Raw genomic sequence first — 25,532 nt, 5'->3', positions numbered from 1 at the left:
TTCACGGCAGAATAGCGGTATCTTGAGAAGGATGAATCAACTGTTGCAGAAGCTGTTTGAGCGATCGTCGCTGTGGTTCCCGTAGCCAAATCAAAGGCAACAGTGCCAAAAGTCGCAACACACTAGAGAACACAAACAATCCCGTCATTCCGCCAACATCCGCAAACTGCGCGAACCACCCACCGACTAAAGCGCCCATTGCTCCAGCAACACCACCGATCGCACCAGTAATTGCGAAATACTTCGTATGATGTTGAGTGGGTGCGATCTCAAGCTGCAAATTGTTGATGCACAAATCGACGGCTGAGATCGTTCCACCGCCTAATAGATGCAGCATGGGAAACCAAAGCCAGATTGACAACGAGCTTGCATCAGTTCCTAGCCACAGCACCGGAGTAACAGCAACCAGTATTCCATCTAGCAAGAGAATTGCTCGATTGCCGATTTGATCCGCTAATTTGCCCCAAAAGAACAGCATCAATAAATTGGCTCCAGCCCCCAAACCGTTATAGAGTGTGACCCAACTCAAATCAAGAGCCAGATTATCCAGCAAGTACAAATTAAAAAACGGATTGCTCAGATTAATGCCAAACGCCCAGATGCTGAAATAAAGCAGGAACAGTAGAAAATGGAAGTTGTTTAGAATGCTGCGGGATGCGGTTTCTGGTGGATCGATCGTAAAAACTTCCCCAGCAATTGCACAGTTCTGATCAACTTCTAATGTCTGCGAACAACGAGCTTGCGGATTTACATCGCTCATTCGAGACTGAAAGCCTAAGCTAATTAACCCAGCCAAAACTCCCACAATCACCATCACGCCATATCCTTCAATGCTGCCACCGCTCCAGCGCGACACCATCACCCCCAAACAGGGCAAAGCCACTAAACTGGTGAGGCTGAAGGTACTATTGCGAAAGCCGAAATATCGTCCGCGCAGTTGTCGAGGCACTAATGTTGCTAACCAAGACAGCCAGGATGCCCCACCCAGTGCACCCAGAGTATGGGTTGCCAACATTACTGCTAACGTTGCCACAATCATTTGCTGAGGGTGTGTGGGGTGAACACTAAAGACGATGATTGCGATCGCTAACGGCAACCAAAGTAAGCGAGAAATACTATAAATCCATAGGCTGTAGCGCCGTCGGCTAGTTGTTGAATCTGCCCAATAAGCTCCTAAAGGTTGCAGTAAGTTTGCCAGCATCGGAATGGAAGCAAACATTCCGATCTGGATTGGTGTTGCTTTTAGCTCGACAAGAAAATTGCTCAGTAACACTCCACCCGTAATATTAGAGAAAATTGTTGCGAAAACACCATCCAGCGTTGAAGCACGGAGGCTTGATCGAATTTCATCTTTGGAAGGTTTTGTAGCGAGAGTGGAGGGAACTGAAGTGGATATTGTCAGAAATTGTGCGGGAAGCTCTTCGAGTGGAGAAACACTCGTTTCGTCTAAATAATTTGTCACACAGGGTTAATCAAGCTCATCCCTTTCATTCAAGCACTTTATGGTGCCGATCAAATCGTCGGTTAGCGATGAAGATACTGAGTCGATGAATAGGCGAATGACTACATTTCGCAACCAGCTTAATCTTCACAAGTTTCTCACGATCGCGATCTATCCTTGGCACATAAGAGAAGCAAGAGGCTACTGGAATGCTTAAGTGCTTCTGTATTCCATCTTTGCTTAAAGCGAGGTCTGTTTTATGTCAAAAACGATCGTTAACTTAACAGAACATCATATTCTTCAAGAAATCGAACGAGTCGTAGAAGACTATCCGCAACACCCATATCAACAAGCATTTTCTCATCCTGACTTCCGTCAGCAATTGTTAGTGTGGGTTCTAAACCGGGTTCCGAGTGTGTTTACCCTGGTTGAGGACACTCAAGAAGTCAGTGTTCATCCAACCTATGCTCCCTACTGTAGCGATCCGCAGTCTTGTACCGAATTCGTCATTCGTCAGGGCATTGAAGAAATTTTGGTGCAGAATCAGCAAGAAATCGAACATTGCTTACCTGAAGAGGAAGATGCTGGGTTAGCGCCTTCTCACTGGTTCGGCTAATTGTGCATTCTTTGCTCCGCGCTGAGAAATAGAGGTTGTAACAGCATTAGGTTTTTCCTATGAAATGGCTTTCAGCATTTGTTTTAACTATCGTGCTGCTATTAACCAGCAGCGCGATCGCGCAGACCGATATCAACATCAACAATAAGAATTTAATTCGCGTGGGTGGAGATGTTACTGTTCCGGAAAAACAAGTCGTAGAAAATGCTCATGCAATCGGAGGATCGGTGACAGTACAACCGAATGCACGAGTGACGCAAACCGTGATCGCAATTGGCGGAGATGTCACCCTGAAGAAAGGCGCACGCGTAGATGGTGATGCTTATGCCGTTGGCGGTAATGTGGTGCAGGAAGAAGGAGCCACGATTGGGGGCGCGAAACAAACGTTTAATGAGGATGCAATGCGGGGAATGCAGCGCGATCGTCATTCCTTTTGGGCAGGTTACGCCGCTCAAAGTATTTTTCGGATCATGAGCGCGATCGTTTCTGCCATTGCTGGCGTGATTCTCCTCCGCGCTGCCCCCTCATTTCTGCCTAATTTGGCGGCAACCGTCCACCGCTATCCTAGCCAAAGTGCGTTATGGGGGATTGGAGCGTCTATCACTTTGGTTGCTCTCATCCTCTTTCTTGCGATTACTTTAATTAGTATTCCGTTGATCCCACTCTTGATTCTGGTTGCGAGTCTCGCCACCTTTGTTGGAACATTGGGCATCTCATTGGGGGTGGGTCAGCAAATTACAAAAAGCGACCAGCGCACTCGATTGCAACAGTTCTTGATTGGGTTGCTCATCATCACGCTCCTGTCTTTGGTTCCAGTTTTAGGCGGAATTGTGACCTTTATTGTGAGCCTACTTGGATTGGGAGCGTTACTTGCTTGGAAAGTGGGTAGAGTCCAGCCTTTGCTGATGGAATAATCTGCTAAGAATTGCTTTATTTGAGTGCGATCGACTGATCCTGAATAGGTCGGAGCTTTGCAGCAATCCATGGAGCCAGAAGCAGCAGGATTAGACCGATCAACATCAAACCCCCTTGAAACAAGTTGTAATTCGCAGCAATTCGCTCCCAAGAATAGCCCAGAATAAAGCGACCCAGAACAATCTCAAACGCCACTGCTAAAACCATCCACAGAAAGCCAACCGTGAACAATTGAGACAGCCGTGATGCTCCTAGCCAACGAATAAATAGAGCCGCGATCGTCAATATCAAAATTGAGCCCGTGATAAAAGCAACTTGATGTGCTCGAACATCACCTAGAACTGGAACTAACCAAAGCTCACGAATTGTTCCATTCAAACTTTCAGCCATAATAAACATGAGCCAAATGAGCATTGCTTTGAAAACCATCTCTTAACTCCTTTATCGAAACTCTGCCTGCTCAAGCGTCATACGGAAGAACTCGAAATAGCGGTCTGTTCCGCTCCACCACCCTGCACTGATTTGCGATGGAATCGTATAGCCATCAAACGTCTGTTCAGCTTCGTATGTTGCACCAAAGGGAATTTCAGCGTAGTGTTTATCCTCGGTTTGGTTACCCCACCGCAGAAAAGAACTCCGCAGCAGTCTGCCTTGGGCATCAATTACAAAGGTCAGCCTCAGCAGTTCACCGTCTGCCTTCAAGCTTGCTTGAATCGTGTTGGCATCAATCGCTCGCCAACTAACTCCACGAGACGGCAGCAACGCCGTCGGAAGCCAGAAGCACTCCCCCATCCAGCGCCCGATCGACGAGCGCATCACATCAGGACTCTGAGCGTTCACGACTGGGATCAAGCCCCAGAGCGAAAAGCGCGATCGTCCTGCTCCATGCATGTAGTAATCGGCTCCTTGCATCTGCATTAAACCTTTCCCTGCCGTTGCTTTCCAGACAAATCCCTGAGTTGAAAGCAATTCCTCAGCTTGCAGCGGCATCCACTCTTGGGTCGGTGCCAGTCGAAGGGTTCCGCTCATTTTGAGATGAACTGAGGAAGCAATCGGAATTTCAGGCGCAGTATCTTCAAACGCATGAAGAAAATACCGCTGCACAGGTTCCGGTTGATCTGCAATCATCTCTTTGCTAAAACGCTCGATCGAGGATGCCCTAGTTTGCAGTGTTCTCCAAGCTTGTGCGATGTCTGCGTTGTGTTTCGCTTGAGTGAATAGTAGCGCGACGATCGCGACTGCAAATAAAGCGCCGATCTCAAGTAGGATTTTTATCAGCACCAAATCACCTCCGCTCTTCTGAGCTAGTGTGTTGTTCATTAGAGGATATTTAATGCGATCGCACTTCCCAAAAGCGCGGTTGTGATTCCAAGCGCAATGATCACCTGCTTTGGAGTAAAGCGCCGTTTTTGAACTGCTGGAGCAGATGGCGAAATTACGATCGCTCTAGCGGGTTCGATCGACGGGTCGGCTTTTTGAAGTTGGGTCTGATTGGCAATGGCGAGTGTCTCTAATTCTTGGTCTGAAGCAACTGTCTGTGCTGGTTCAACCGATGTGAATGGCTCAGACGAGTCTTGCGGTTCTGAAACTTGAGGATCTGAAACTTGAGGAATAGTAGGGCGGTTCGGATCAAGTATTTTACGAGAGTTATTTGGATGAAAGTTTGTCATAGCTACACCCTGATTCAAAATCAACTGGTTCAAAGTGATAGCGGCGATCGTATTTCAGGGACAATTCTTCTGATGATGTACAAGAAAGCTAATCTCTACATCAGTTACGAAATGAGTTGCTCAGGGCGTAGAAGCTCGATATTCCTGAAAAACTTCCATCGTCAGAATATGCAAAAAGTATGGGGAAGTTGTGAGCTTTAATTAGTCTCTCGTTTGTTAAAAAAGACCCTCATTCCCTCTTGCGGAGCGTGGCGTTAGCCCTCTCCTTCTCCCTTGGAGAGAAAGAGAACCAGACTTCTAGTTCCCTCTCCTATGGGAGAGGGTTGGGGTGAGGGCAGATTGACGGTCTTCTTTTTAATTAGGTTTGTCTACTTATCAACCAATAAACTTTTGAATCGTACTCATTAGCAAATCAATTTCGTTCTCCGTTGTAAAGTAGTGAACGCAAGCACGAATACAATTCGGATTTAATATCACTCTCAAAAAAATGCTTTTCTCCTCAAGAAACTGAACTAATTGAGAATGCTTTCCATCTACTAGCTGAAATGAAATTAATCCCGCTTCTGGAGCAATTTGTTTTAAGCATTTCACATCTGATAGCTGATTTAACTGCTGCCATAGATAAGCACTCCGATCGCAAATCATCGGGTACCGCTCCTGAGCAAAGGGAGCATGAAACTCGATCGCTTCACGCAATGCTGAATATAACGGAATCGCTGAAGTGGCAATCTCATATTTGCGACCATCGGACTGAAACCGAACCGGATTTCCAGTAGCATCCGTAATCACACTCCGCCAGCCGATAAACGTCGGACTCAATCTTTCTCGCGCTTCAGGGCGAACATACAATCCGCCCACACCCGCTGCGCCACACCACCATTTATGCCCCGTAAACGCATAAAAATCAGCCTGCAACTCTGTAAGATTCAGCGGCAATACTCCGACAGATTGTGCCGCATCAACCAGAACTTGCACTGATCGCGCATGACAAATTTCAACCATTTGCTTCAGCGGTAAAACTTGCCCAGTATTCCAAAGAATATGACTAACAACAAACAATTTAGTATTGGGTTGCAGGAATTGCTCAACGATCGCACAAGGATCACCCGAATTCAGAGTCTCCAACAAGGGGCAGAGCGTTACTTCCAAATCAAAGCGCCGCTGAAGTTCGCGGACTGCTGCCACAATTCCTTGATGTTCACAATCGCTGATTAAGATGTGATCTCCTGCCTTCCAATCAATGCCCCACAGCGCAATATTGCATCCGACAGAAACATCTTCAGTGAGGGTAATCGTGTCAGCAGTTGTGCCAAGTTCCTTTGCGATCGCTTCCCGCGTTAAATTCCCTTCCTGCACAATCCAAGCATTCGCCGCACTCGAAAACGGGCCTAATTCCTGAAATCGATCGTGGGCTTGGTGCAGCGCCGCGATCGCAGGTCTTGGCATTGTGCCTTGTCCACCATAGTTAAAATAAGCTTTGCCTTTGAGATAGGGAAATTCGCTGCGGTGCTGATCGAGTTGAGACGACATGGTAGAAGGCAATTGATCTGTTTTCTAAACATAACAAAAGGAGCAGCACCGCGCTCTGTCACTCCTAGCAGTCCAGTTAATTTTGCATCAAGAAACAAAACTTCATTAAGGTATCGCTTAATCCCTCATTAATTTTGAATTGCTATTATAGGGAGAATGAGCACGATTAACGTTAACTTTCTGCAATTCTCGCTTTAGAATTAGACATAATCGATGCCTCTGGTTGATGCCGCAGTCCGCTACCTTCTACCTTTATAGAGATGTTCATCACCGCCGACCTGCTGCTAAATTATCAACGCTGTAGCCGCCGAGCTTTTCTCGATCGATATGGGGATGTGGAACAAAAAGACCCCCCCAACGATTACCTGCTAAAGCTGATACAAGATAGTGCAGAAAATCGGCGACAAGTCCTTTCGAGCCACGAGCATCGAGAGCCTAGGTATCAATCAGGCGACTGGCAAAAAGGCGCAGAAGAAACTTTAAAGTTAATGCGGGAAGGAGTCGAGCGAATTTATCAGCCTGTGTTGCTGGCTGAGGAAGCAGGCGTTACGCTCGTTGCCAATCCTGACCTGCTAGAAAAACAGCCGGGACAATCCATCTTTGGCGATTGGATTTATGTACCAAGCGAAATTAAATTGAGCAAGCGCCCAAAGCAAGAGTATCAAATTGTTGTGGCGTATTTTGCCAAGGTACTCGCAGCAGTTCAGGGGGCTTGGGTCGAGGAAGCTTGGTTAATTTTGAAAGAGCGCGGCGCGTTTTCGGTGGACTTATGGGAAACTGTTCCCCGCATGGAGGCGATTCTTGCCAATTGCATTCAAACCATAGCGCAGCAACACGAACCGGAAGTCTTTATCTCTCGGAGTCGCTGTAGTTTGTGCCATTGGTTTAGTCATTGCTACGCGATCGCCAAATCTGAACAGCATCTTTCTTTACTTCCAGGGGTGACGCAACCTCGCTACGTTCAACTGCAAGCCCTCAATCTCACGACCCTCGAAGCTCTTGCAGAAACGCCTCCTGCCCGTCTTGAACCACTTCCTGGCTTTGGCAGCGAGACGGCGCACAAAATTGTCCGACAGGCGCGATCGACGCTGCAAGATACCGCACTTTTAGGCGAAAGTCTTGCGGCTCACACCGTTGGTAAACGACCATTCCGAATGCCAACGATCCCCACTGCCGCGATCGAGCTTTATTTTGATATCGAAGCCGAGCCAAGTTTGAACCTAGTCTACCTGCACGGAATATTAGTCGTCGATCGGATAAGCCAGACCGAAACCTTCCACGCCTTACTGGCAGAAACTCCTGAAGAAGAATCAATAGCGTGGCAAAAACTAATTGACTTACTATGGGCGTATCCGAATGCGCCCATTTTTCATTTTTGCCCCTATGAAGTGCAAACCGTTGAACGACTTGGAAAGCTGTTTGAAACGCCAGAGGAATTAATTCGACCGTTGTTAGCCCGATTTATTGACTTGCATGATTGTGTGACTCAGACCGTGACGCTTCCTGTGGAAAGCTATGCGCTCAAGCATATTGCTCGTTGGGTTGGGTTTGACTGGCGCGATTCGAGTGCAAATGGGGCGCAGTCGATCTATTGGTACGCCCAATGGTTGACGACAGGCGATCGCAGTTATTTAGAGTCAATTTTGATTTATAACGAGGATGACTGCCGTGCCACCTATCAGGTGAAAGAGTGGCTGGTGAATTTTTTGAATCACGCGACTACTTCGTGCAGCGGAACGATCACGCACAATGAATTAGGTTACGCAGTGTGATTCTTATGGCAAAACTTGAAACAATTCTGATTTACCCAATCAAGTCTCTCGATGCAATCTCGGTAAGCCAGGCAAAAATTCTACCGGGCGGCAGCTTGGAACACGATCGAGAATTCTGCATTGTCGATCAATCCGACAACTGGGTAAACGGCAAACGTACCGCAAAGATTCACCAAATTCGATCGCAGTTCGATCTTAAAGCGCGACTTGTGACGCTCTCGGTGCAGAACGATCGTCCGGTGAGCTTTCACCTCGATCACGGTCGGAGCGGCATCGAAGGCTGGTTGAGTGATTATTTTGGCTTTCGGGTGTTTCTCAAGCAAGATCTCACAACTGGATTTCCAGATGATCCGGTATCGCCAGGGCCGACGATCGTCAGCGTTGCAACCCTGAAACAAGCCGCTTCTTGGTTTGAAGGAATGACGCTTGCAGAAATGCGATCGCGCCTCCGCACAAACTTAGAACTCTCTGAAGTTCCGGCATTCTGGGAAGAACAGCTTTACTCAGCAGATAAACGTTCGATCACCTTTCAGGTTGGTGAAGTCGAAATTCAAGGAATTAATTCCTGTCAGCGCTGCATCGTCCCGACCCGTGATGCCATTTCAGGAGAACCTTATCCCCAATTTCAAAAAATATTCAACACACAACGCAAAGAAGAACTTCCCGACTGGGTGCCAAAAGAGCAATTCAATCACTACTATCGTATGGCAGTCAACACTCGAATCGCCCCTGCTGAAGCCGGGAAAGTTCTCAAAGTCGGCGATCGGTTATCGCGCCGGACGAGTTGATCCTGCCGCAATCACATTCAATCGCTGTGTCACCATCGTCATGCCGCCATGCCGAACCAGCACAGCCGATATCCATTGAGATCCAGCAGTATTCGGTGCTTTACCGACTTTGAACAATCCGCCAGAAGTCAGCAAATCTAGATCGACTGTTGCAGGCTTGAGATATCCATTGGCATTGACAGGCTCTTGCACCACTGCACCCAGCAGCAAGTCATTCTCAAGCGGCTCCTGCACGATCGCATCAAAGTTAAATTCCTGTCCGGTTCGCACCTGCTCCGGTAGATTCACCTTCACCAAGGGCGGCTTCTCTCCAGTTGTAATCAAGTTGCTCTCAGACAGAACTTCCTGGCGCACGATCTTCTGGTTCTGGAACTGTTGGCGCGATCGCAGAGTTGCGTTTAATTTGACCTGCTGTCCGTCCTTTGTCTGACTTCCTGTAATCTGAGTGAGGGTCTCTGCCTGAATTCCATTTGCACTCGATCGCCAGGAGGTCAGCTCTGTTTTATAGGTCAGATTCGGGTATTGTTTCCACAGTTGCGCGAGAGACTGTTCCAGCGATCGGCGATTCAGTCCATCAGAATGCGTAAAGTTTGGGCTATAGAACTGGAGCACCTCTTGAACATTTCTACGGTTTGCAGCAGCATCGAGTTGCGTTAATGCTTGTCTGAGTTCTTGGGGGGCGGTGGCTGGAGTGCTAGCAATGGAGCGATCGCTCCCGACAGATCCTGACGCGATCGCAAGACCCAAGCTCAGTAGAAATAAAATTTGCCGAGACCGGACGCTCAGCGGGGCAGAAACTCTCAAGCGCATAAGCACACTCATCCAACAACAAACTTGTAATCACTATACACGCGAAATTCAAAGCAAACCGAACTTCTACGCTTCAAGCGGTGTCCATTCTGCCTGATAGATGCCGACAGTATTGATCGGATATTGATCGGATGATGAGCAGATCGATCGGTACAGTCAGTGATGATTTGCTGAAATAGGAATGATTTTAGCTAGTGCAGAGTCATAGCTTAACTTTAGAGTAAGCACAGTCGGAAAGAGTTACCAGGTGATCTCAAATCTCCAAACCCTCGCTACAGATCTCGGTCTCGCTACAGCTCTGGGTAAAGACGCGATTAGGAGTTACACAGAGGAGGCTGATTTATCACAGGACTTTTGGAAAGATGCGAGCTATGAAGTTAACTAAACCCTCATCTATCTTAAGAAAATTTTCCAAATAAACTTAATTATTTGTTCTACTTTATGTAACAGCTATTTCACAAACAAATGTAAGTTTATTTTGTAAAGAAGTTTATCGATAGGTGTACTTAAGGTTTAATAATCAATGCCTTCGTATTAGCAAAACGATTTTGTTTGCATTTCTTAGCAGTCAAAATAGCCGCTAGCTTCTACTTACGAACTTTTGCTAAATAAGATTGATTAAGTAAGTGACAGTTAGACACAAAATTTCATAAGTAGACACTAGAAAAATAAAGATAGATATCCATAATATGAGGTCAGGTAAATAACGGATTCCGAAGTTTGCCGAATCGTACTTCTTGTATTTTTTAGTAATCATCAAAACCATGACCACAACATTACAAAGACGCGAAAGCGGCAATGTGTGGGAGCGCTTCTGTAACTGGGTAACTTCAACCGATAACCGAATCTACGTCGGCTGGTTCGGCGTATTGATGATCCCCACCTTACTTTCGGCGACTATCTGCTACATCATCGCCTTCGTCGCTGCTCCTCCTGTAGACATCGATGGCATCCGCGAACCCGTCGCCGGCTCCTTGCTCTACGGCAACAACATCATCTCCGGTGCCGTTGTTCCGTCCTCGAACGCAATTGGTCTGCACTTCTACCCGATTTGGGAAGCCGCATCGCTCGACGAGTGGCTGTACAACGGTGGCCCTTACCAACTCGTGGTATTCCACTTCCTCATCGGCGTATTCGCTTACCTCGGTCGCCAATGGGAACTCTCCTACCGTCTCGGTATGCGTCCTTGGATCTGTGTTGCTTACAGCGCTCCAGTGTCTGCTGCAACCGCCGTGTTCTTGATCTACCCGATCGGACAAGGTTCGTTCTCGGATGGAATGCCCCTCGGTATCTCTGGAACCTTCAACTTCATGATCGTCTTCCAAGCCGAGCACAACATCTTGATGCACCCGTTCCACATGCTCGGCGTTGCTGGTGTATTCGGCGGATCGCTCTTCTCGGCGATGCACGGTTCACTCGTGACCTCCTCGCTGGTACGTGAGACCACCGAAGCTGAGTCGCAAAACTACGGCTACAAGTTCGGGCAAGAAGAAGAGACCTACAACATCGTGGCAGCGCACGGCTACTTCGGTCGGTTGATCTTCCAATACGCATCGTTCAACAACTCTCGCGCACTGCACTTCTTCTTGGGTGCATGGCCAGTCGTATGTATCTGGTTTACTGCACTGGGTATTTCGACGATGGCGTTCAACCTGAACGGATTCAACTTCAACCAGTCGATTTTGGATTCTCAAGGTCGCGTGGTCAATACCTGGGCAGACATGATCAACCGTGCGAACTTGGGTATGGAAGTGATGCACGAGCGTAACGCTCACAACTTCCCGCTTGACTTGGCTGTAGGGGATCAAACACCTGTTGCAGTACAAGCTCCGGCAATCAACGGCTAGTTGATAAAAAATTGTGGAGGTTACTCTTGCAAGTAACTCTCCACAACATAACCCTTGATTGAAAGATATCCCTCAGTTTTGGCTGGGGGATTTCTTGCTTTAAACTAGCTTACACTTAACAAAAGTTAAAGTTAAGCTTTGCGTCAGCGTTGAGCGGCGATCGCGATCCTTTCCGCATCATTCACGGATAACGACTGTACCACTGCACATTTAGCAGGATGCGCGAGAAAGCGGCACCTCTTGAACAACGCTTGAGGAGCCATTTAGGATGAAATGAGGGAAAATTCAGTCTCTTTCAATTTGCTTGGTCACGTCACGATTGACAAGAAATGCTCTAGCTTACGCTAATCTTGACGGAATCACATCGAAGCCGCTCGTTTTGGCATGATCGCGAAAATTTGCAGGACGGGGTAAGCTTGAGTGGCTCCGTACCAGTCATCAGTCTTGGTGTGAGGTTTTTTGATTAATGAAAGTTTTACTTCTTTACCCGCTGTTTCCAGAGTCGTTCTGGTCTTTCAATAAAGCGTTAGAACTGATCGATCGCAAGGCATCTCTGCCTCCGCTTGGCATGATTACCGTTGCTGCTATCTTGCCGCAGACCTGGGAATTTCGGTTGATTGACCGTAATGTGCGATCGGAAACAGATGCCGATTGGGAATGGGCCGATTTGGTGATTTTATCGGGCATGATTGTGCAGAAGCCTGACCTGTTACATCTCATTCACGAAGCAAAACGGCGGGGTAAATTAGTAGCGGTTGGTGGTCCGTATGTCACCTCTGTACCGGATGCAGCCCGTGATGCTGGCGCTAACTTTTTGGTGCTGGATGAAGGAGAGATTACCTTACCAATGCTGGTAGAGGCACTGGAACGGGGGGAAACATCAGGGATTCTTCGCGCTCCTTTGGGTGAAAAGCCAGATGTATCTGCTTCTCCTATCCCCCGTTTTGACTTGCTCGACCTCAACGCCTACATCGAGATGTCTGTTCAGTTTTCGCGAGGATGCCCCTTTCAGTGCGAATTCTGCGATATCATCGTTCTCTACGGACGGAAGCCACGCACAAAAACCCCGGCTCAACTGCTGGCAGAACTGCAAACTCTTTATGATCTCGGTTGGCGGCGATCGGTCTTCGTAGTCGATGACAACTTCATTGGCAATAAGCGCAACGTCAAACTCCTGCTCCGTGAGCTGGGTCCCTGGATGGCAGCGCACAAGTACCCGTTCCGGTTAAGTACAGAAGCCTCAGTGGATCTGGCGCAAGATGAAGAACTACTAGACCTGATGGTGCAGGCAAACTTCACGGCGGTCTTTCTGGGGATTGAAACGCCCGATACAGAGAGTTTGGCGATGACCCAAAAGTTTCAAAACACGCGCAATTCGCTGGTCGAAGCGGTGCAAACCATTAACCGGAAGGGCTTGTCTGTGATGGCGGGCTTTATTCTGGGGTTTGATGGCGAGAAACCGGGGGCTGGCGATCGCATTATCCAGTTTGTCGAAGCAACTGCGATTCCCAAAGCCATGTTTGGGATGCTTCACGCCCTACCGAATACCGCTTTGTGGCATCGGCTGGAAAAGGAAGGTCGTTTGCTGGCATCAAGCAAAGATCTGAGCGGGCAACAGATGGGGCTGATGAATTTTATCCCCACTCGCCCGATCGACGATCTGGCGCGGGAGTATGTCAATTGTTTTTGGGAACTGTATGAACCCAGCCGCTATCTTGCACGAGTGTATCGCCACTTTATGAATATGCAGCCAGCGCCACACAAACGCCCCTTTCAGATGTTGGAGTGGGTGGAACTACGGGCGGTGCTAACGATTTGCTGGCGACAGGGAATCAAGCGTAGTACGCGTGTCCAGTTTTGGCGGCAGCTTTTTTCCATGCTGCGGCGCAATCCAGGGGCATTTGTCCCATACATGAGTAACTGCGGCTTGCTAGAGCATTTTCTTCACTACCGTCAATTGGTACGTAGTGAAGTAGAAACTCAGTTAGCTAGCTATTTAACCGAGGCAGCAGTCCATCAAAAAGTTCAACCAGATGCGGTAGCCAGCGAGATCGCTCGCTAGAAAGTACGTTGTTGGTTGTAGGAACATCTAAGTGATCGGGGAAGCTAACCCAGCGAATTAAATTCGCGTAATCCTCTCAGAGCTTCATTTCACAACCAACAACTAACCCCTTTGCGACAGCACCACGAGACCCCACTTCACAGTCTGGAAAATCCTTCAGAATTTCAAAGTCTAATGCTGCTGGGCATTCCACCACGATCGCACCAGTCGAATTTCATCCCATCCGTAAGTTTCATCTAATCGCTCACGAATTTTAGCCAGTGAGAATTCATCGGCTTGCTGAACCGCTTCGAGAATTTTAGCTTGTCGATCGCGTGCGACTAAGCGATCGAGATCGATCGGATATTTCATCTCGATTAGTTCTGCTAAATGCGTCATCACTGTACTAAGTCGGAGATTTCGCTCCTCGGCAATGTCCGCAGGCTTCTTGCCGCGCTGAAATAGTTCAAGCGTGTAAAGCTGAGTGTAAGTTGCTTCATTCGCACTCGGCGGAACTGGAACCGAGTCGAGCTTTGTGACTTTTGGGTCAAGCTGAATAACGGTTGGCTCCGGTGTGGTTTCGGTCTGAATGGGTAAACCGTTTTCCTGGCGGAACGATCGAATTTCTGTCAGAAATACTTCTCCATACTGGGCTAGCTTGCGGCTTCCAACCCCGGAGATGTTAAGAAACTGTTGACGAGTTTGGGGCTGCTGCTGCGACATCAACCGTAAGCTTGCATTCGAGAACACGACATAAGGCGGAACGGATTGTTCATCGGCTAACCGCTTCCGTAGTTTTTGCAACCGATCGAACAATGCTTCAGATTCGGGCGTATCAACCACAGAAATGGTCGGAACCGTTAAAGCAGGTTTGGGTTTATCAATGGCAACCATCACCGATCGCTGTCCCCGCAGCACTTCCCAACTTAATTCATTTAGTTTCAGCACTGAATAACCGTCTGTGGTCTCATCCACTAATCTTTGATGAATCAACGATCGACCTAACAGCTTCCATTCTTCAGCACTGATATCTTTACCAATCCCATAGGTGCTGAGTGTGTTGTGATTGTTCTTCATCACACGATCGTTTTTAGAGCCGCGAAGAACATCGATCGTATGTGCCATTCCAAAGGTTCGACCCCGTTGATCAAATCGCGCTATACAAGAGAGAAATTTCTGTGCAGCAACTGTCCAATCTTCGACAGGTTTTGGATATTTACAGTTATCGCAGTTATCACAGTTTCCGGGAAAATCTTCACCAAAGTAGGAAAGCTGAATCGTGCGGCGGCATTCGGTTGCTTCTGCAAAGTTGATTACTCGGCGCAATTGTTGTGTTGCAATGCGCTGTTCATCTTCAAGCGGATCGCCTATGTTTGGATCAACTTTTTGCGAAATGATGTACTCGATCGTTTTCACATCAGCATAGCTATAAAACAAGGTACAAGTCGAAGGTTCTCCGTCTCGTCCGGCTCTGCCTGATTCTTGATAGTAGCCTTCGATGTTTTTGGGAATATCGTAGTGAATCACAAATCGAACATCTGGCTTGTTAATTCCCATGCCGAATGCGATCGTTGCCACAATCACCCGCACATCATCCCGAATAAATCGCGTTTGATTCTCTTTACGGGTTTCTGCGTCTAGTCCTGCATGATAAGGAAGTGCTGCAATTCCGTCCTGCTTTAATCTTGCAGCGATTTCCTCAACTCGTTTTCGGCTCAAACAGTAAATAATGCCTGCGCCCGGAGTTTCTTTAATTTGTTTAACCACTTCTTGATAAGCGGTCTTTGTTTTCGGGCGGACTTCGTAATAAAGGTTGGTTCGATTAAAGCTCGAAACATGAATTCGTGGTTCATGTAAGTTCAACTGCTGAACAATGTCTTCTCGAACTCGATGTGTTGCCGTTGCCGTTAAAGCAATAATCGGAATGTTGGGATAGCGCGATCGCAGAATGCTTAATTGGCGATATTCCGGTCGAAAGTCGTGCCCCCATTCAGAAACACAGTGCGCTTCGTCGATCGCAAATGCTGAAATCCCTACGCGCTCTGTAATATGGGGCATTACACCTTGCAAAAAGTCCTCGCTTAGCAATCGCTCTGGTGCAACGTAAAGCAGCTTAATTCGTCCTTCCATCACAGCGCGTCCTCGCGATCGGCGTTCTTCTGCCGACAAACTACTATTGAGAAACGTCGCTGCAATCCCGTTATCGCGTAACAATTCCACTTGATCCTGCATCAATGCAATTAGTGGAGACACCACAATCATCAATCCGGGTTTGAGCAAGGCTGGAAGCTGAAAACAAATCGACTTCCCGCCCCCGGTTGGCATAATCACCAACTGATCGCGATTTGAGAGTGTGTGTTCGATAATTTCGCGCTGACCTGGACGAAAACTGTCATACCCAAAGTAATGTTTGAGTGCCTCTTCGAGCGATGGAGATTCGAGTGCGAGCGGCAAGGACGTAGACATATTTCGGGGGTCAGCAACGCTATTGCTTAGAATGCCCCAAGTGTTGGAGCGCTGTAACTGCAATAGAATAGCAGTACCAGTTTAGGATAACAAGAAAATTTTAGGAGTTTGACGGGCTAGACAACAATGGCTCTTCAAAATTATGTCAACTCCTAAATCTTCTCAAGACAGTTCTGCGATCGTACTCAAATTATCTCAACCAGAAAATTCATCTTGGGTCAGACACTTGAGAAATGGAGTGACGATCGTCCTCACCCATCATTAGATTTGAAGCATTAATCGAGTCGAGCACGATCATCCAAATCAACTTGCAGCTTTCATGCTGGGGTCAAGCCATTTGCCAAGTCATTTCTTGACCTGCTAGTAAGGGCACAAGACCGGATTCTGGAAATAGCAGCTCATCAGGAACAAGCCAGGTCGTTTTGGTCAAAGTAATCTGTTCAGTGTTGCGTGGAAGTTGATAGAAATCTGCCCCATAGAAGCTGGCAAAAGCTTCAAGTTTATCAAGGGCATCGACGCTCTCAAATGCTTCTGCATACAACTCCATCGCGTGCAAAGCCGAATAGCAACCTGCACAGCCACAGGAACTTTCTTTGCTATTTCGAGAATGAGGGGCGCTATCGGTGCCTAGAAAAAACTTAGGATTCCCAGAGATTGCTGCTTGCAAAAGCGCCGATCGATGCTGCTCTCGTTTCAAGACTGGCAAGCAATAAAAATGGGGGCGAATGCCACCTTGGAATAGGCTATTGCGGTTAAATAACAAATGTTGGGGCGTGATGGTTGCAGCAATGTTGTTTGCAGAGAGGACATACTGCACGGCGTCTGAGGTAGTAATGTGTTCAAGAACGACGCGCAGGCTGGGAAATCGTTGCTTGAGCGGGATCAGATGTCGATCGATAAACACCTTCTCGCGATCAAAGATATCAACCTCGTGATCGGTCACTTCCCCATGCAGGAGTAAAGGCAGATCTACCTGCTGCATCGCTTCAAAGACGCGATCGCACTTGCGAATATCCGTCACTCCAAGGTCTGAATTGGTCGTTGCCCCAGCAGGGTAATATTTGACGGCTTTAATAAACTGAGATGCTTTTGCCGCAATAATCTCTTCAGGACTTGTGTTGTCCGTCAGGTAGAGCGTCATCAGAGGATCGAACAATTGTCCCTGTGGAACTGCTGCAAGGATGCGATCGCGATAGGCTGCTGCGTCAGCCACCGAGCGGACTGGAGGCTTCAAGTTTGGCATGACGATCGCGCGGGCAAACTGACGCACCGTATGGGGCAGAACCGCTTTCAACGCTGCACCGTCGCGTAGATGAAGGTGCCAATCGTCAGGTCGGGTAATCGTGAGCTTTTGCATTCTTCAATTATAGAGATGGCTGAATTCCGATCGCTCTCCTCCCCAAAATCATAGAATAACTTGAGCCTTTAGCCTTGATTCTGCTGTCTCCTTTCGATCTATGGTCTAGACTTAAGCAGTTAGACAGAAAGAGTCAGTCCAAGTAAATAATTCTAAGTAAATAGTGCGGTGGCTCAAGCGGTGCTTTAAGATTATTGGTGAAATACATTCGTTTAGGGTGCAATCGATACATACGCGCCCGGATGAACACAGCTATTTCTGAAGGGGTATTGTTATGAACTACCTTTGCAAATATTTTCGCAGGCTTGAAGATCGAGAGCAATTAGAACGAGGTAAATTTGATACGCAGATTCCGCCTTTAGAAGTACCTTTTCCGGCAGGTGAAACAGCCTATGATGTAGGCATTGCCTGGTGGTTAGCTCAATGTTCAAGCCTAGCTTATGAGAATAAAATTACCGTTGTCACTGAGTTAAAGGATGTGGGCTTTGATCGCATTTTTTTATTTGATACCAAGGGCACACAGGCGTTTTTAGCAAGTCATCCCGGCGTGAATGGGGGCGGCAAGTTTGCAGTGCTCGCTTTTCGGGGAACAGAGCAAGACTCGATCGATATCTTGACCGATATTAACTGCGTTACGAGATTGTTTCCAGATGAAAATCTGTTGGAAAATACAGAATTAGAAAAGAAATCAACCGAGAAACTTCCTAATCTTTATGCCCATGGGGGCTTTGTAGAAGGTATCGAAAATATCTGGGGCACAGCTATAAGAAAAGAAATTGAAGATCTTAATAACGAGCCAAACGTAGGGATAGAGTGGCTTGGTGCACCGGGGGTGAGTAATGCCTTGCTTGACTTATATAAGCAATCTAACAATATTCCGCTTTACCTTACGGGACATAGCTTGGGCGGTGCTTTAGCTACATTGGCAGCTCACAAATTGCTAGTGTATAAAGAGAGTTTTCAGGTGACAGCACTGTATACCTTTGGCTCACCCAGAACTGTTCAGCAACCTCTAGCCGACAAGATCAATGAGAAGTTTGAAAAGCGATCGGATCGGGGTGTGAATTTCCGATCACATCGGGTTGTGAATTTCATTGATGTTGTGCCTCGTTTACCACCGCGAGTTCCAGTTCTTCTAGATTTCCGTCACATCAAGAATTTGGTTTATTTCCCATGCGATCGCCGTCATAAGGAACAAGCAACGGGAAACGAAGTCAAAGGCTTTTGCGATGCAATCAAAGGCTTTTTGGGAGACACAGGTGTCCTTCTAATCTTGATGTTTGAGTTTGTGTTATCGCAAGCAACACGCTTGATCTGCACAGTTCTCGCTCTGGTGGGAATCCGCAGAGCCCTTAAGCAGAGGAAAATATTTAAGCAGAAGGAAATAGAAATCGAGCCCTATGTTCCTCGCACACTCAAAAGGCATAAGATTTCTGAATATATTCGACATTTAGAAACTGATTTGCCGATTTCGAGGTGATCTACCGCCGCACGACATTATCGTTTAGGGAACTTGAGAATAAGCTGCGGCGGAGTATGCTCAAGGTGCAACGAAGAGAACAATGCCCTGGGCTGAAGTGCAAAAGCGGTTGGATTTATGATTCGATGTCGATCGCATCTCTCCCCAAAATCATAGAATAGCTTGAGCCTTTAGCCTTGATTCTATGAATTCTCGCCAATTAGAAATTTTCCTCGACATCGCCACCGAAGCCGCTCTTGCTGCCGGAGCCGTTCTGCAAACCCATTGGGGCAAACTCGAAGACATTCGCGAAAAAGGTCGCCCCGGAGATTTAGTCACCGAAGCCGATCGCGCTGCTGAAGATGCAGTTCTCTCGGTTCTCAAGCGCCATGTGCCAGAGCATCCGATTTTGGCAGAAGAATCTGGGCAATTGGGCGATCGACAAAGCGAATTTCTCTGGGCGATCGATCCGCTCGATGGCACGACGAATTACGCGCATCAATACCCGTTTGTTGCGGTGTCGATCGGCTTACTGATCGAAGGAGTGCCGCAAGTGGGTGTAGTATTTAATCCGATCCATCAAGAACTATTCCGCGCCGCAAAAGGATTAGGGGCGACTTGTAATCGGCGGTCGATCCGCGTGTCCTCTACAACTGAACTAGAGAAAAGCTTATTGGTGACGGGATTTGCTTACGATCGAAGACAAACTCCAGACACCAACTACCCAGAATTCGCACATCTGACCCACCTTACTCAAGGCGTGCGACGCGATGGAGCCGCAGCACTCGACCTTGCTTACGTGGCAGCCGGTCGATTCGATGGATATTGGGAGCGGGGATTATCAATCTGGGATATCGCAGCCGGAATTGTTCTCGTCGAAGAAGCAGGCGGCAAAGTGACTGCCTATGACCAAACTTCTATGCAGCTTTCATCCGGAAGAATTCTTGCCACGAATGGAAGAATTCACGATCGTCTCAGTGCTGAACTGCTGCACGTTCAAGCCCATTGATACCCTAAAATTAATAGTTCTATCTCAATTCTGAGACTTGTAAACGAGAATCGATCGCAGCAGAATCCATTTAACAAATGGCTCCTATAATGAGTCGAGAGGTCATGTGCGATCGCAAAACAACACAAGTCACAACAGGTGGTGATCAGCGTGATGAATTCCCTTCGCTCTTGGATGCAACACTTTCAGCGAATTTGTAGCGAAGGAGAAAAACATCTCCATCACTCTGCGTCCGTGCGATCGCTCAAGCGCGTTAGTGGGCTGCGAAAACAACTCGCGCACAAGCCTGCGATTCCAACGCCCATCCTGATCATCGCCACCTCGATCGTATTTACAGGCGCATTGGGACGGCAGTTTTATAATCAACCCCGGTTGAGCGTGGGCAAAATCGCCCCTGAAACGATCGAGGCTCCCAGCGATGCTGCCGTTGAAAATCAACAAGCGACAGAAGAACGGCGCAGAACTGCTCGCGATACCCTAATGCCAATGTTAAGACTGGATGCGCTCGCCTCAAATCAGTCTCGACACGCCGTACAAGCCCAGCTCGCAAAAGGAGTCTTATTACGGCAGCAGCTTGGACAATTCCCCTACATCGAATCGCAAATACTTTCAGAATCCGCTCAGCAATACTTACGCAAAGCGAAAGATTGGGAATGGGAAATAGTGATTGCTGCAACTCAGGATCGCACGAATCACCTGAGCACTCAGCTCAATGATGCCATTCAGCGCCAAGCGACGATCGAACTCATTCGCTACCGCAATCAAAATTCAGCCGAGCGCTTATCTAGCCTGATTCGTCAGATTACGATGGTGCGACAACGCTATGCGACGACGATCGGGCTGATTCAACCGCCGTATGATTCGACGGTGCTAGAGATTTCTGATCCGATGTGGCAGAAGACCCAAAGCGAAGTCATGCAAATTGTTGATCGAATGCTAGCGCAGGGGATTGCACCTGGACTGTCTCCAGACCAGCTTGAAACCGCGATCGAGCGTAACGTCGAAGACACAATGCCACCAGAAACCAGAGCGATCGCAACGAAATTGTTGCTGGCTTCGCTAAAGCCTAATTTAACGCGCGATGATGAACAAACTCATGTGCAAGCTGAAAAAGCGGCGCAAGACGTTAAACCAGTGATGATCGAAATCCGGCAGGGAGAAACGATCGTTACCAGTGGACAAGTTATTTCAGCCCGTGATTTCATCTTGCTGGACTACTTCAACCTGAGTCGGCGCGAAACCAATTGGTTTGGTCTGATTGTGTTTGGTGGATTAGTTACCGGAACAGTCACAATCTTTTGGAGACTAGAGCAGCGCTATCATCCCAAAGGACTACGATATCGAGACTATTGGCTGGTGGGATTAATGTGTCTTAGTACCCCGTTGATGGTGATGATTAATGCACCTTCGACAAATTTACCGGCGATCGGGTTTTTGATGGGCACGTTTTACGGCTCGGTGTTGGCAGTGACCGGAGTAGGATTGCTGACGGTGATGTTACCGATCGGCATGGGATTAGGGGCAATGCAATGGATTCCTAGTGCAGCAGCCGGATTAATTGTGGCAGCTTTGGCGGCGCGAGTGCGATCGCGTGAGGAGTTAGCTTTGCTGGGATTAGGTGTAGGACTAACTCAAGGATTACTCTATCTATTGTTAGGTGCAGTGTCGGGAATGAGTTTGTATGGTCTGATCGGTCGGGTCGGACTTGAAGCATTGTTAGGGTTAGCTTGGAGCATTGTCGCGATCGGGATTAGTCCTTATCTAGAGCACTTGTTTGATGTTGTGACTACTTTACGCTTGGTTGAACTTGCAAATCCTAATCGATCCTTGCTCAAACGCTTAGCTGCTGAGACTCCCGGAACCTTTCAACATACTTTGTTTGTGGCAAATCTAGCAGAAGCTGCCGCACGAGAATTAGGCTGCAATGTTGAACTTACTAGAGCCGGAACGCTTTATCACGACATTGGTAAGATGCACGACCCCCTAGGATTTATCGAGAACCAAATGGGTGGTATGAACAAGCACGATGCGATCAATGACCCGTGGAGGAGTGCAGCGATCATTAAAAAGCACGTCACGGAAGGAATTGTGATGGCACGTCGAGCCAGATTACCCAAGGCAGTACAAGCTTTTATTCCTGAGCATCAAGGTACGATGACGATCGCGTATTTCTACCATCAAGCCCAACAACAAGCGAAACTTGATCCTGAGATCAAAGTCAATGAGGCGGATTTTCGCTATGACGGCCCTGCACCGCAGTCTCGTGAAACTGGGATTGTAATGTTAGCCGATTCTTGTGAAGCAGCTTTGCGATCGCTCAAAGATGCCACACCCGAAGAAGCCTTGAACATGATCAATAAGATTCTGTCCGCACGATGGAAAGATGGTCAATTAGATGAATCGGGACTCACACGATCGCAGATGAGTACGATCGCGCAAGTGTTTGTTCAAGTGTGGCAACAATCCAACCATCAGCGCATTGTGTATCCAAAGGTGAAGTCTTAGCTATTTCATTGCGCCCATTGTAGTTTTCCAAGCAAGCTCTTTGCACAGCACAATTAATGCTCTTTCTTCAGCTCCCTGAAATAACTTGGATTCGATTAGTTCTTCTAGCACTTGATGGGTTAACTGTTCCGAGAACGTTCCGCCACAGTGCAGTAAATGACTGTAGTAACAGAACTGCGATCGGCCCATCTTATTCAGGTGAAAGTGATAGATCTCTTCCCAAGTCATTCTCTGTACAGGGGTATTCACCGGAACGACCACACGCGGAATGCCTTGAATTCCGTATCGTCTACCGTTATGAGTATCTAGCTCTCCCACCAAAACTGTCCAGAGCAGCGTCCGAACTTCTTGCACTTGATCCGGTGTGAACAATGGATCAGGCTCACTGGTCAAGCGAATTCCAGAATTGAGAAACAGTGGATTGAATAACTGCGAATTGTAGACAATTCCTACTGCCCAATGGCGCGAACTACCCCCATTTCGCGACTCATCTTCGAGCTTGACGAATGTTCCAAAGCCATAATCATCAGGCAGTGGAGCTTCGGCAAAATCCATTACATCATCTACCTGCACAATGTAATCACAATGAGAATTCGACTTCACCACTTTGCCTAATCGCATAGCCTTCTCCTCGCTCATTCACTGGCATTTTACAGTGATGTGAGTTTTTGTACTATCAAATTTTGATCATTTTGTCCCAACCTGAATCACTCCTGTCTCTACCACTGTGCGATAAGATGAATCTTTGCTTGTATACGTCACCACATCACTACCATGAGTACCGGGACATTGTTCGATAAAGTTTGGGACTTGCACACCGTCGGGATTCTGCCATCGGGACAAACTCAGCTTTTCATCGGGCTACATCTCATTCATGAAGTCACCAGTCCACAGGCGTTTTCGATGCTGCGAGAGCGCGGACTGAAAGTGCTTTTTCCCGATTGCACAGTCGCAACCGTTGACCACATTATTCCCACCGACAATCAAGCCCGTCCGTTTCTCGATTCACTTGCTGAAGAAATGCTGCAAGAACTTGAGAAAAATACTCAATCGAACAATATTCGCTTTTATCCGGTTGGCTCTGGCAGTCAAGGCATTGTTCACGTCATTGCACCCGAACAAGGACTCACTCAGCCCGGAATGACGATCGCTTGTGGAGATAGCCACACCTCGACCCATGGAGCATTCGGCGCGATCGCATTCGGTATCGGAACGAGTCAAGTCCGCGATGTGCTTGCCTCTCAAACCCTAGCGCTCTCTAAGCTCAAGGTCAGAAAAATCGAAGTCAATGGCAAGCTCAATCCAGGCGTATATGCCAAAGATGTCATTCTGCACATCATTCGCAAACTTGGCGTGAAAGGTGGAGTCGGTTACGCTTACGAGTTCGCAGGTACAACCTTCGAGCAAATGAGCATGGAAGAGCGCATGACCGTTTGCAATATGTCGATCGAAGGCGGCGCACGCTGCGGCTATGTAAATCCCGATCCAACGACTTACGACTATCTCAAAGGGCGTGAGTTTGCACCCAAAGGCGAAGAATGGGACAAAGCTGTGTCCTGGTGGAACAGTCTCCGCAGTGATGCCGATGCTGTTTACGATGATGTTGTTGTTTTTGATGCGGCTGATATTACTCCAACTGTGACTTGGGGGATTACTCCGGGACAGGGAATTGGTGTAACCGAAACGGTTCCTACTCCAGAGGTAATGCCGGACGACGAAAGAGCGATCGCGCTTGAAGCCTATCAATACATGGATCTCAAACCGGGCGAACCCCTTCAGGGAACTAAAATCGATGTCTGCTTTATCGGAAGCTGCACGAACGGACGAATTTCTGATTTGCGCGAAGCAGCGCGAGTGGCTCAAGGGCGGCGCGTTGCTGAAGGCGTGAAAGCGTTTGTGGTGCCGGGATCGGAACGAGTGAAATCCCAAGCTGAGCAGGAAGGACTCGATCGCATCTTTGTGGAAGCCGGATTCGAGTGGCGTGAACCTGGATGCTCGATGTGTTTAGCGATGAATCCCGATAAGCTGCAAGGGCGGCAAATCAGCGCGTCCTCATCGAATCGGAACTTCAAAGGACGACAGGGATCAGCATCAGGTCGCACGTTGTTAATGAGTCCCGCAATGGTTGCAGCAGCCGCAATTACCGGGAAAGTAACGGACGTGCGCGAATTGATGTAGTGGAACGAGGACGCAGTGCAAACCGAAACGATCGTCAAAAGGTCGGTTCGGTTGCACAACAATACAGGGATTGGTGCACCAATCAATGGCTCAGGCTGAAGAGCATAAAGGGGGGTTGTCTTCGTTGCTATTCTGCCTCTGAATAGAACAAACGACATTAAAATGAGCTACGAACAGCAAATTATTGATTTCTACAACACCAGAGCAAATTGCGATAATAATGTAATACCAAATCAATGAGACAATTCACCCAAATTTGTCATAGCCATTACCACCGCTTTCTTTGAGTGTACTCAATTTGGGTTTACCGTCACAGTTTGCAAATCCATCTTCTGATCAGTATGTCCTGTTGTTCCCTCGTGTTAGCCTCAAACAAATAGGGAAGGGCAATTAGGGAAGGGCAATGGCTCCAGTTCAATTCCCACGACGACGGTTTATGCAAGCGATCGCAGGGACAAGTGTCCTAGCCCTGTTAGGCTGCACACGAGAACAAACCATGGTAACGCTGTACACGTTTGGCGATTCGATTCTCGATTGTGGACGATACAACGAGTCTGGAGTTCACCCAGGGCAACTGCTCGTTCAGAATGATGATCGTTTGTTTCCCGAATTTCAGGGTCAGGATCTTGCATCACGCGGTCCGGCTCGCCTTGACCATCGTGCCCGTGATGGTGCAACTGTAGAAGGGCTACAGTTGCAAGTCCAGGGATTGCAGGTTCAAGAACCTGCCATTGCTTTAATCACGATCGGGGGTAATGATCTTCTGGGTGGATTAATCGGCGATCGGGGCGTAGGCATGACAACCTTTGCCAACGCGCTTGACTGCTTCGTGCAGCAGTTACCCATTCGTCCAGTTCTGCTGGGCAATGTGTATGACCCTACACTGGGCGATGACAATCGAAATTTCTTAGGCATTGAGGCAAAAGTTGCTCGCAAAAATCTTGAGCGCATGAACAGGGCGGTTGCAGACATTGCCCACCGCTACGGGCAACTAATCGATCTCCACGCTCATTTTCTGAGTGGTGACTTATCCTGGTTCACAGCCACGATCGAGCCAAGTCTAAAGGGTGCATCGGAAGTACGACGCGCCTTTCTTCCCTATGTCCTGCGGATACGTTAACTAACAGC

Annotated in this window: 20 protein-coding genes; 11 read left to right on the top strand and 9 right to left on the bottom strand. The window is 47.9% G+C overall.

The features are described 5' to 3' along the window. Position 1 precedes the first annotated feature (1 nt). Positions 2–1,462 (bottom strand): MFS transporter, encoded by a 1,461-nt coding sequence (locus tag NC981_RS19470; protein WP_348244457.1) that lies wholly within the window; start codon positions 1,460–1,462, stop codon positions 2–4. Between the two features lie 238 nt (positions 1,463–1,700). On the opposite strand from NC981_RS19470, the gene NC981_RS19465 reads away from it, so the two are divergent. Together NC981_RS19465 and NC981_RS19460 are read left to right on the top strand one after the other, a co-directional pair. Beyond that, positions 1,701–2,057 (top strand): hypothetical protein, encoded by a 357-nt coding sequence (locus NC981_RS19465; protein ID WP_190378222.1) that lies wholly within the window; start codon positions 1,701–1,703, stop codon positions 2,055–2,057. A 59-nt stretch (positions 2,058–2,116) separates the two neighbouring features. Continuing rightward, the gene (locus NC981_RS19460; RefSeq protein WP_348244456.1) at positions 2,117–2,971 is read left to right on the top strand and encodes a hypothetical protein; all 855 of its coding nucleotides are present in this window, start codon (positions 2,117–2,119) and stop codon (positions 2,969–2,971) included. A gap of 16 nt (positions 2,972–2,987) precedes the next feature. On the opposite strand, the gene NC981_RS19455 is transcribed toward NC981_RS19460, so the two are convergent. From NC981_RS19455 to NC981_RS19440, 4 genes are all read right to left on the bottom strand, one after another. Beyond that, positions 2,988–3,401: a hypothetical protein gene (locus tag NC981_RS19455; RefSeq protein WP_348244455.1), complete on the bottom strand. Its 414-nt coding sequence runs from the start codon at positions 3,399–3,401 to the stop codon at positions 2,988–2,990. Positions 3,402–3,413: 12 nt separating this feature from the next. Continuing rightward, complete coding sequence (locus tag NC981_RS19450) at positions 3,414–4,292, bottom strand: DUF6544 family protein (protein WP_348244454.1); 879 nt, start codon at positions 4,290–4,292, stop codon at positions 3,414–3,416. Continuing rightward, on the bottom strand, positions 4,292–4,642 hold the full coding sequence (locus NC981_RS19445) for a hypothetical protein (RefSeq protein ID WP_348244453.1): 351 nt from the start codon (positions 4,640–4,642) through the stop codon (positions 4,292–4,294). The genes NC981_RS19450 and NC981_RS19445 overlap by 1 nt, the downstream gene beginning before the upstream one ends. A gap of 375 nt (positions 4,643–5,017) precedes the next feature. Further along, on the bottom strand, positions 5,018–6,172 hold the full coding sequence (locus NC981_RS19440; RefSeq protein ID WP_348244452.1) for an aminotransferase class V-fold PLP-dependent enzyme: 1,155 nt from the start codon (positions 6,170–6,172) through the stop codon (positions 5,018–5,020). Positions 6,173–6,432: 260 nt separating this feature from the next. Here NC981_RS19440 and NC981_RS19435 point away from each other — a divergent pair, with 260 nt between their 5' ends. Continuing rightward, positions 6,433–7,944: a TM0106 family RecB-like putative nuclease gene (locus NC981_RS19435; protein WP_348244451.1), complete on the top strand. Its 1,512-nt coding sequence runs from the start codon at positions 6,433–6,435 to the stop codon at positions 7,942–7,944. Positions 7,945–7,949: 5 nt separating this feature from the next. Then, positions 7,950–8,732, top strand: coding sequence for an MOSC N-terminal beta barrel domain-containing protein (locus NC981_RS19430; protein WP_348244450.1), 783 nt, complete (start codon positions 7,950–7,952; stop codon positions 8,730–8,732). Here the strand turns inward: NC981_RS19430 and NC981_RS19425 are convergent. Further along, positions 8,712–9,542, bottom strand: a complete 831-nt coding sequence (locus NC981_RS19425) for a nuclear transport factor 2 family protein (RefSeq protein ID WP_348244449.1) — start codon at positions 9,540–9,542, stop codon at positions 8,712–8,714. The two genes, NC981_RS19430 and NC981_RS19425, sit on opposite strands and share 21 nt — an antisense overlap. Positions 9,543–10,306: 764 nt before the next feature. On the opposite strand from NC981_RS19425, the gene psbA reads away from it, so the two are divergent. Then, positions 10,307–11,389: a photosystem II q(b) protein gene (gene psbA / locus NC981_RS19420; RefSeq protein WP_190378230.1), complete on the top strand. Its 1,083-nt coding sequence runs from the start codon at positions 10,307–10,309 to the stop codon at positions 11,387–11,389. A gap of 466 nt (positions 11,390–11,855) precedes the next feature. Then, positions 11,856–13,451, top strand: a complete 1,596-nt coding sequence (locus NC981_RS19415; protein WP_348244448.1) for a B12-binding domain-containing radical SAM protein — start codon at positions 11,856–11,858, stop codon at positions 13,449–13,451. 171 nt (positions 13,452–13,622) lie between these two features. Here the strand turns inward: NC981_RS19415 and recQ are convergent, their stop codons facing one another. Together recQ and pyrC are read right to left on the bottom strand one after the other, a co-directional pair. After that, positions 13,623–15,896: a DNA helicase RecQ gene (gene recQ, locus NC981_RS19410; RefSeq protein ID WP_348244447.1), complete on the bottom strand. Its 2,274-nt coding sequence runs from the start codon at positions 15,894–15,896 to the stop codon at positions 13,623–13,625. Between the two features lie 328 nt (positions 15,897–16,224). Next, positions 16,225–17,253, bottom strand: a complete 1,029-nt coding sequence (gene pyrC, locus NC981_RS19405; RefSeq protein WP_348244446.1) for a dihydroorotase — start codon at positions 17,251–17,253, stop codon at positions 16,225–16,227. Between the two features lie 274 nt (positions 17,254–17,527). Here pyrC and NC981_RS19400 point away from each other — a divergent pair, with 274 nt between their 5' ends. The 3 genes from NC981_RS19400 (at position 17,528) to NC981_RS19390 (ending at position 22,226) form a co-directional block, all read left to right on the top strand. Then, positions 17,528–18,733 (top strand): lipase family protein, encoded by a 1,206-nt coding sequence (locus NC981_RS19400; protein ID WP_348244445.1) that lies wholly within the window; start codon positions 17,528–17,530, stop codon positions 18,731–18,733. 184 nt (positions 18,734–18,917) lie between these two features. Then, a complete protein-coding gene (locus NC981_RS19395) occupies positions 18,918–19,721 on the top strand; it encodes an inositol monophosphatase family protein (protein WP_348244444.1) in 804 nt (267 codons plus the stop codon). Between the two features lie 153 nt (positions 19,722–19,874). Then, a complete protein-coding gene (locus tag NC981_RS19390; protein WP_348244443.1) occupies positions 19,875–22,226 on the top strand; it encodes an HDIG domain-containing metalloprotein in 2,352 nt (783 codons plus the stop codon). Here NC981_RS19390 and NC981_RS19385 read toward each other — a convergent pair whose 3' ends face one another. Then, positions 22,227–22,847 carry a hypothetical protein gene (locus NC981_RS19385; RefSeq protein ID WP_190378237.1) on the bottom strand — a complete coding sequence of 207 codons (621 nt, stop codon included), beginning with the start codon at positions 22,845–22,847 and terminating at the stop codon, positions 22,227–22,229. It abuts the gene before it with no gap. Between the two features lie 153 nt (positions 22,848–23,000). On the opposite strand from NC981_RS19385, the gene leuC reads away from it, so the two are divergent. After that, a complete protein-coding gene (leuC, locus tag NC981_RS19380) occupies positions 23,001–24,404 on the top strand; it encodes a 3-isopropylmalate dehydratase large subunit (RefSeq protein ID WP_348244442.1) in 1,404 nt (467 codons plus the stop codon). 403 nt (positions 24,405–24,807) lie between these two features. Then, a complete protein-coding gene (locus NC981_RS19375) occupies positions 24,808–25,524 on the top strand; it encodes an SGNH/GDSL hydrolase family protein (protein WP_348244441.1) in 717 nt (238 codons plus the stop codon). The last annotated feature ends 8 nt before the right edge of the window (positions 25,525–25,532 follow it).

The organism is Leptolyngbya sp. DQ-M1, assembly GCF_039962505.1.
Taxonomy (GTDB): Bacteria; Cyanobacteriota; Cyanobacteriia; order Leptolyngbyales; family Leptolyngbyaceae; genus Leptolyngbya.
Note: the sequence above shows the minus strand (reverse complement) of the source record. Positions and strands in the feature narration are given on the sequence as shown.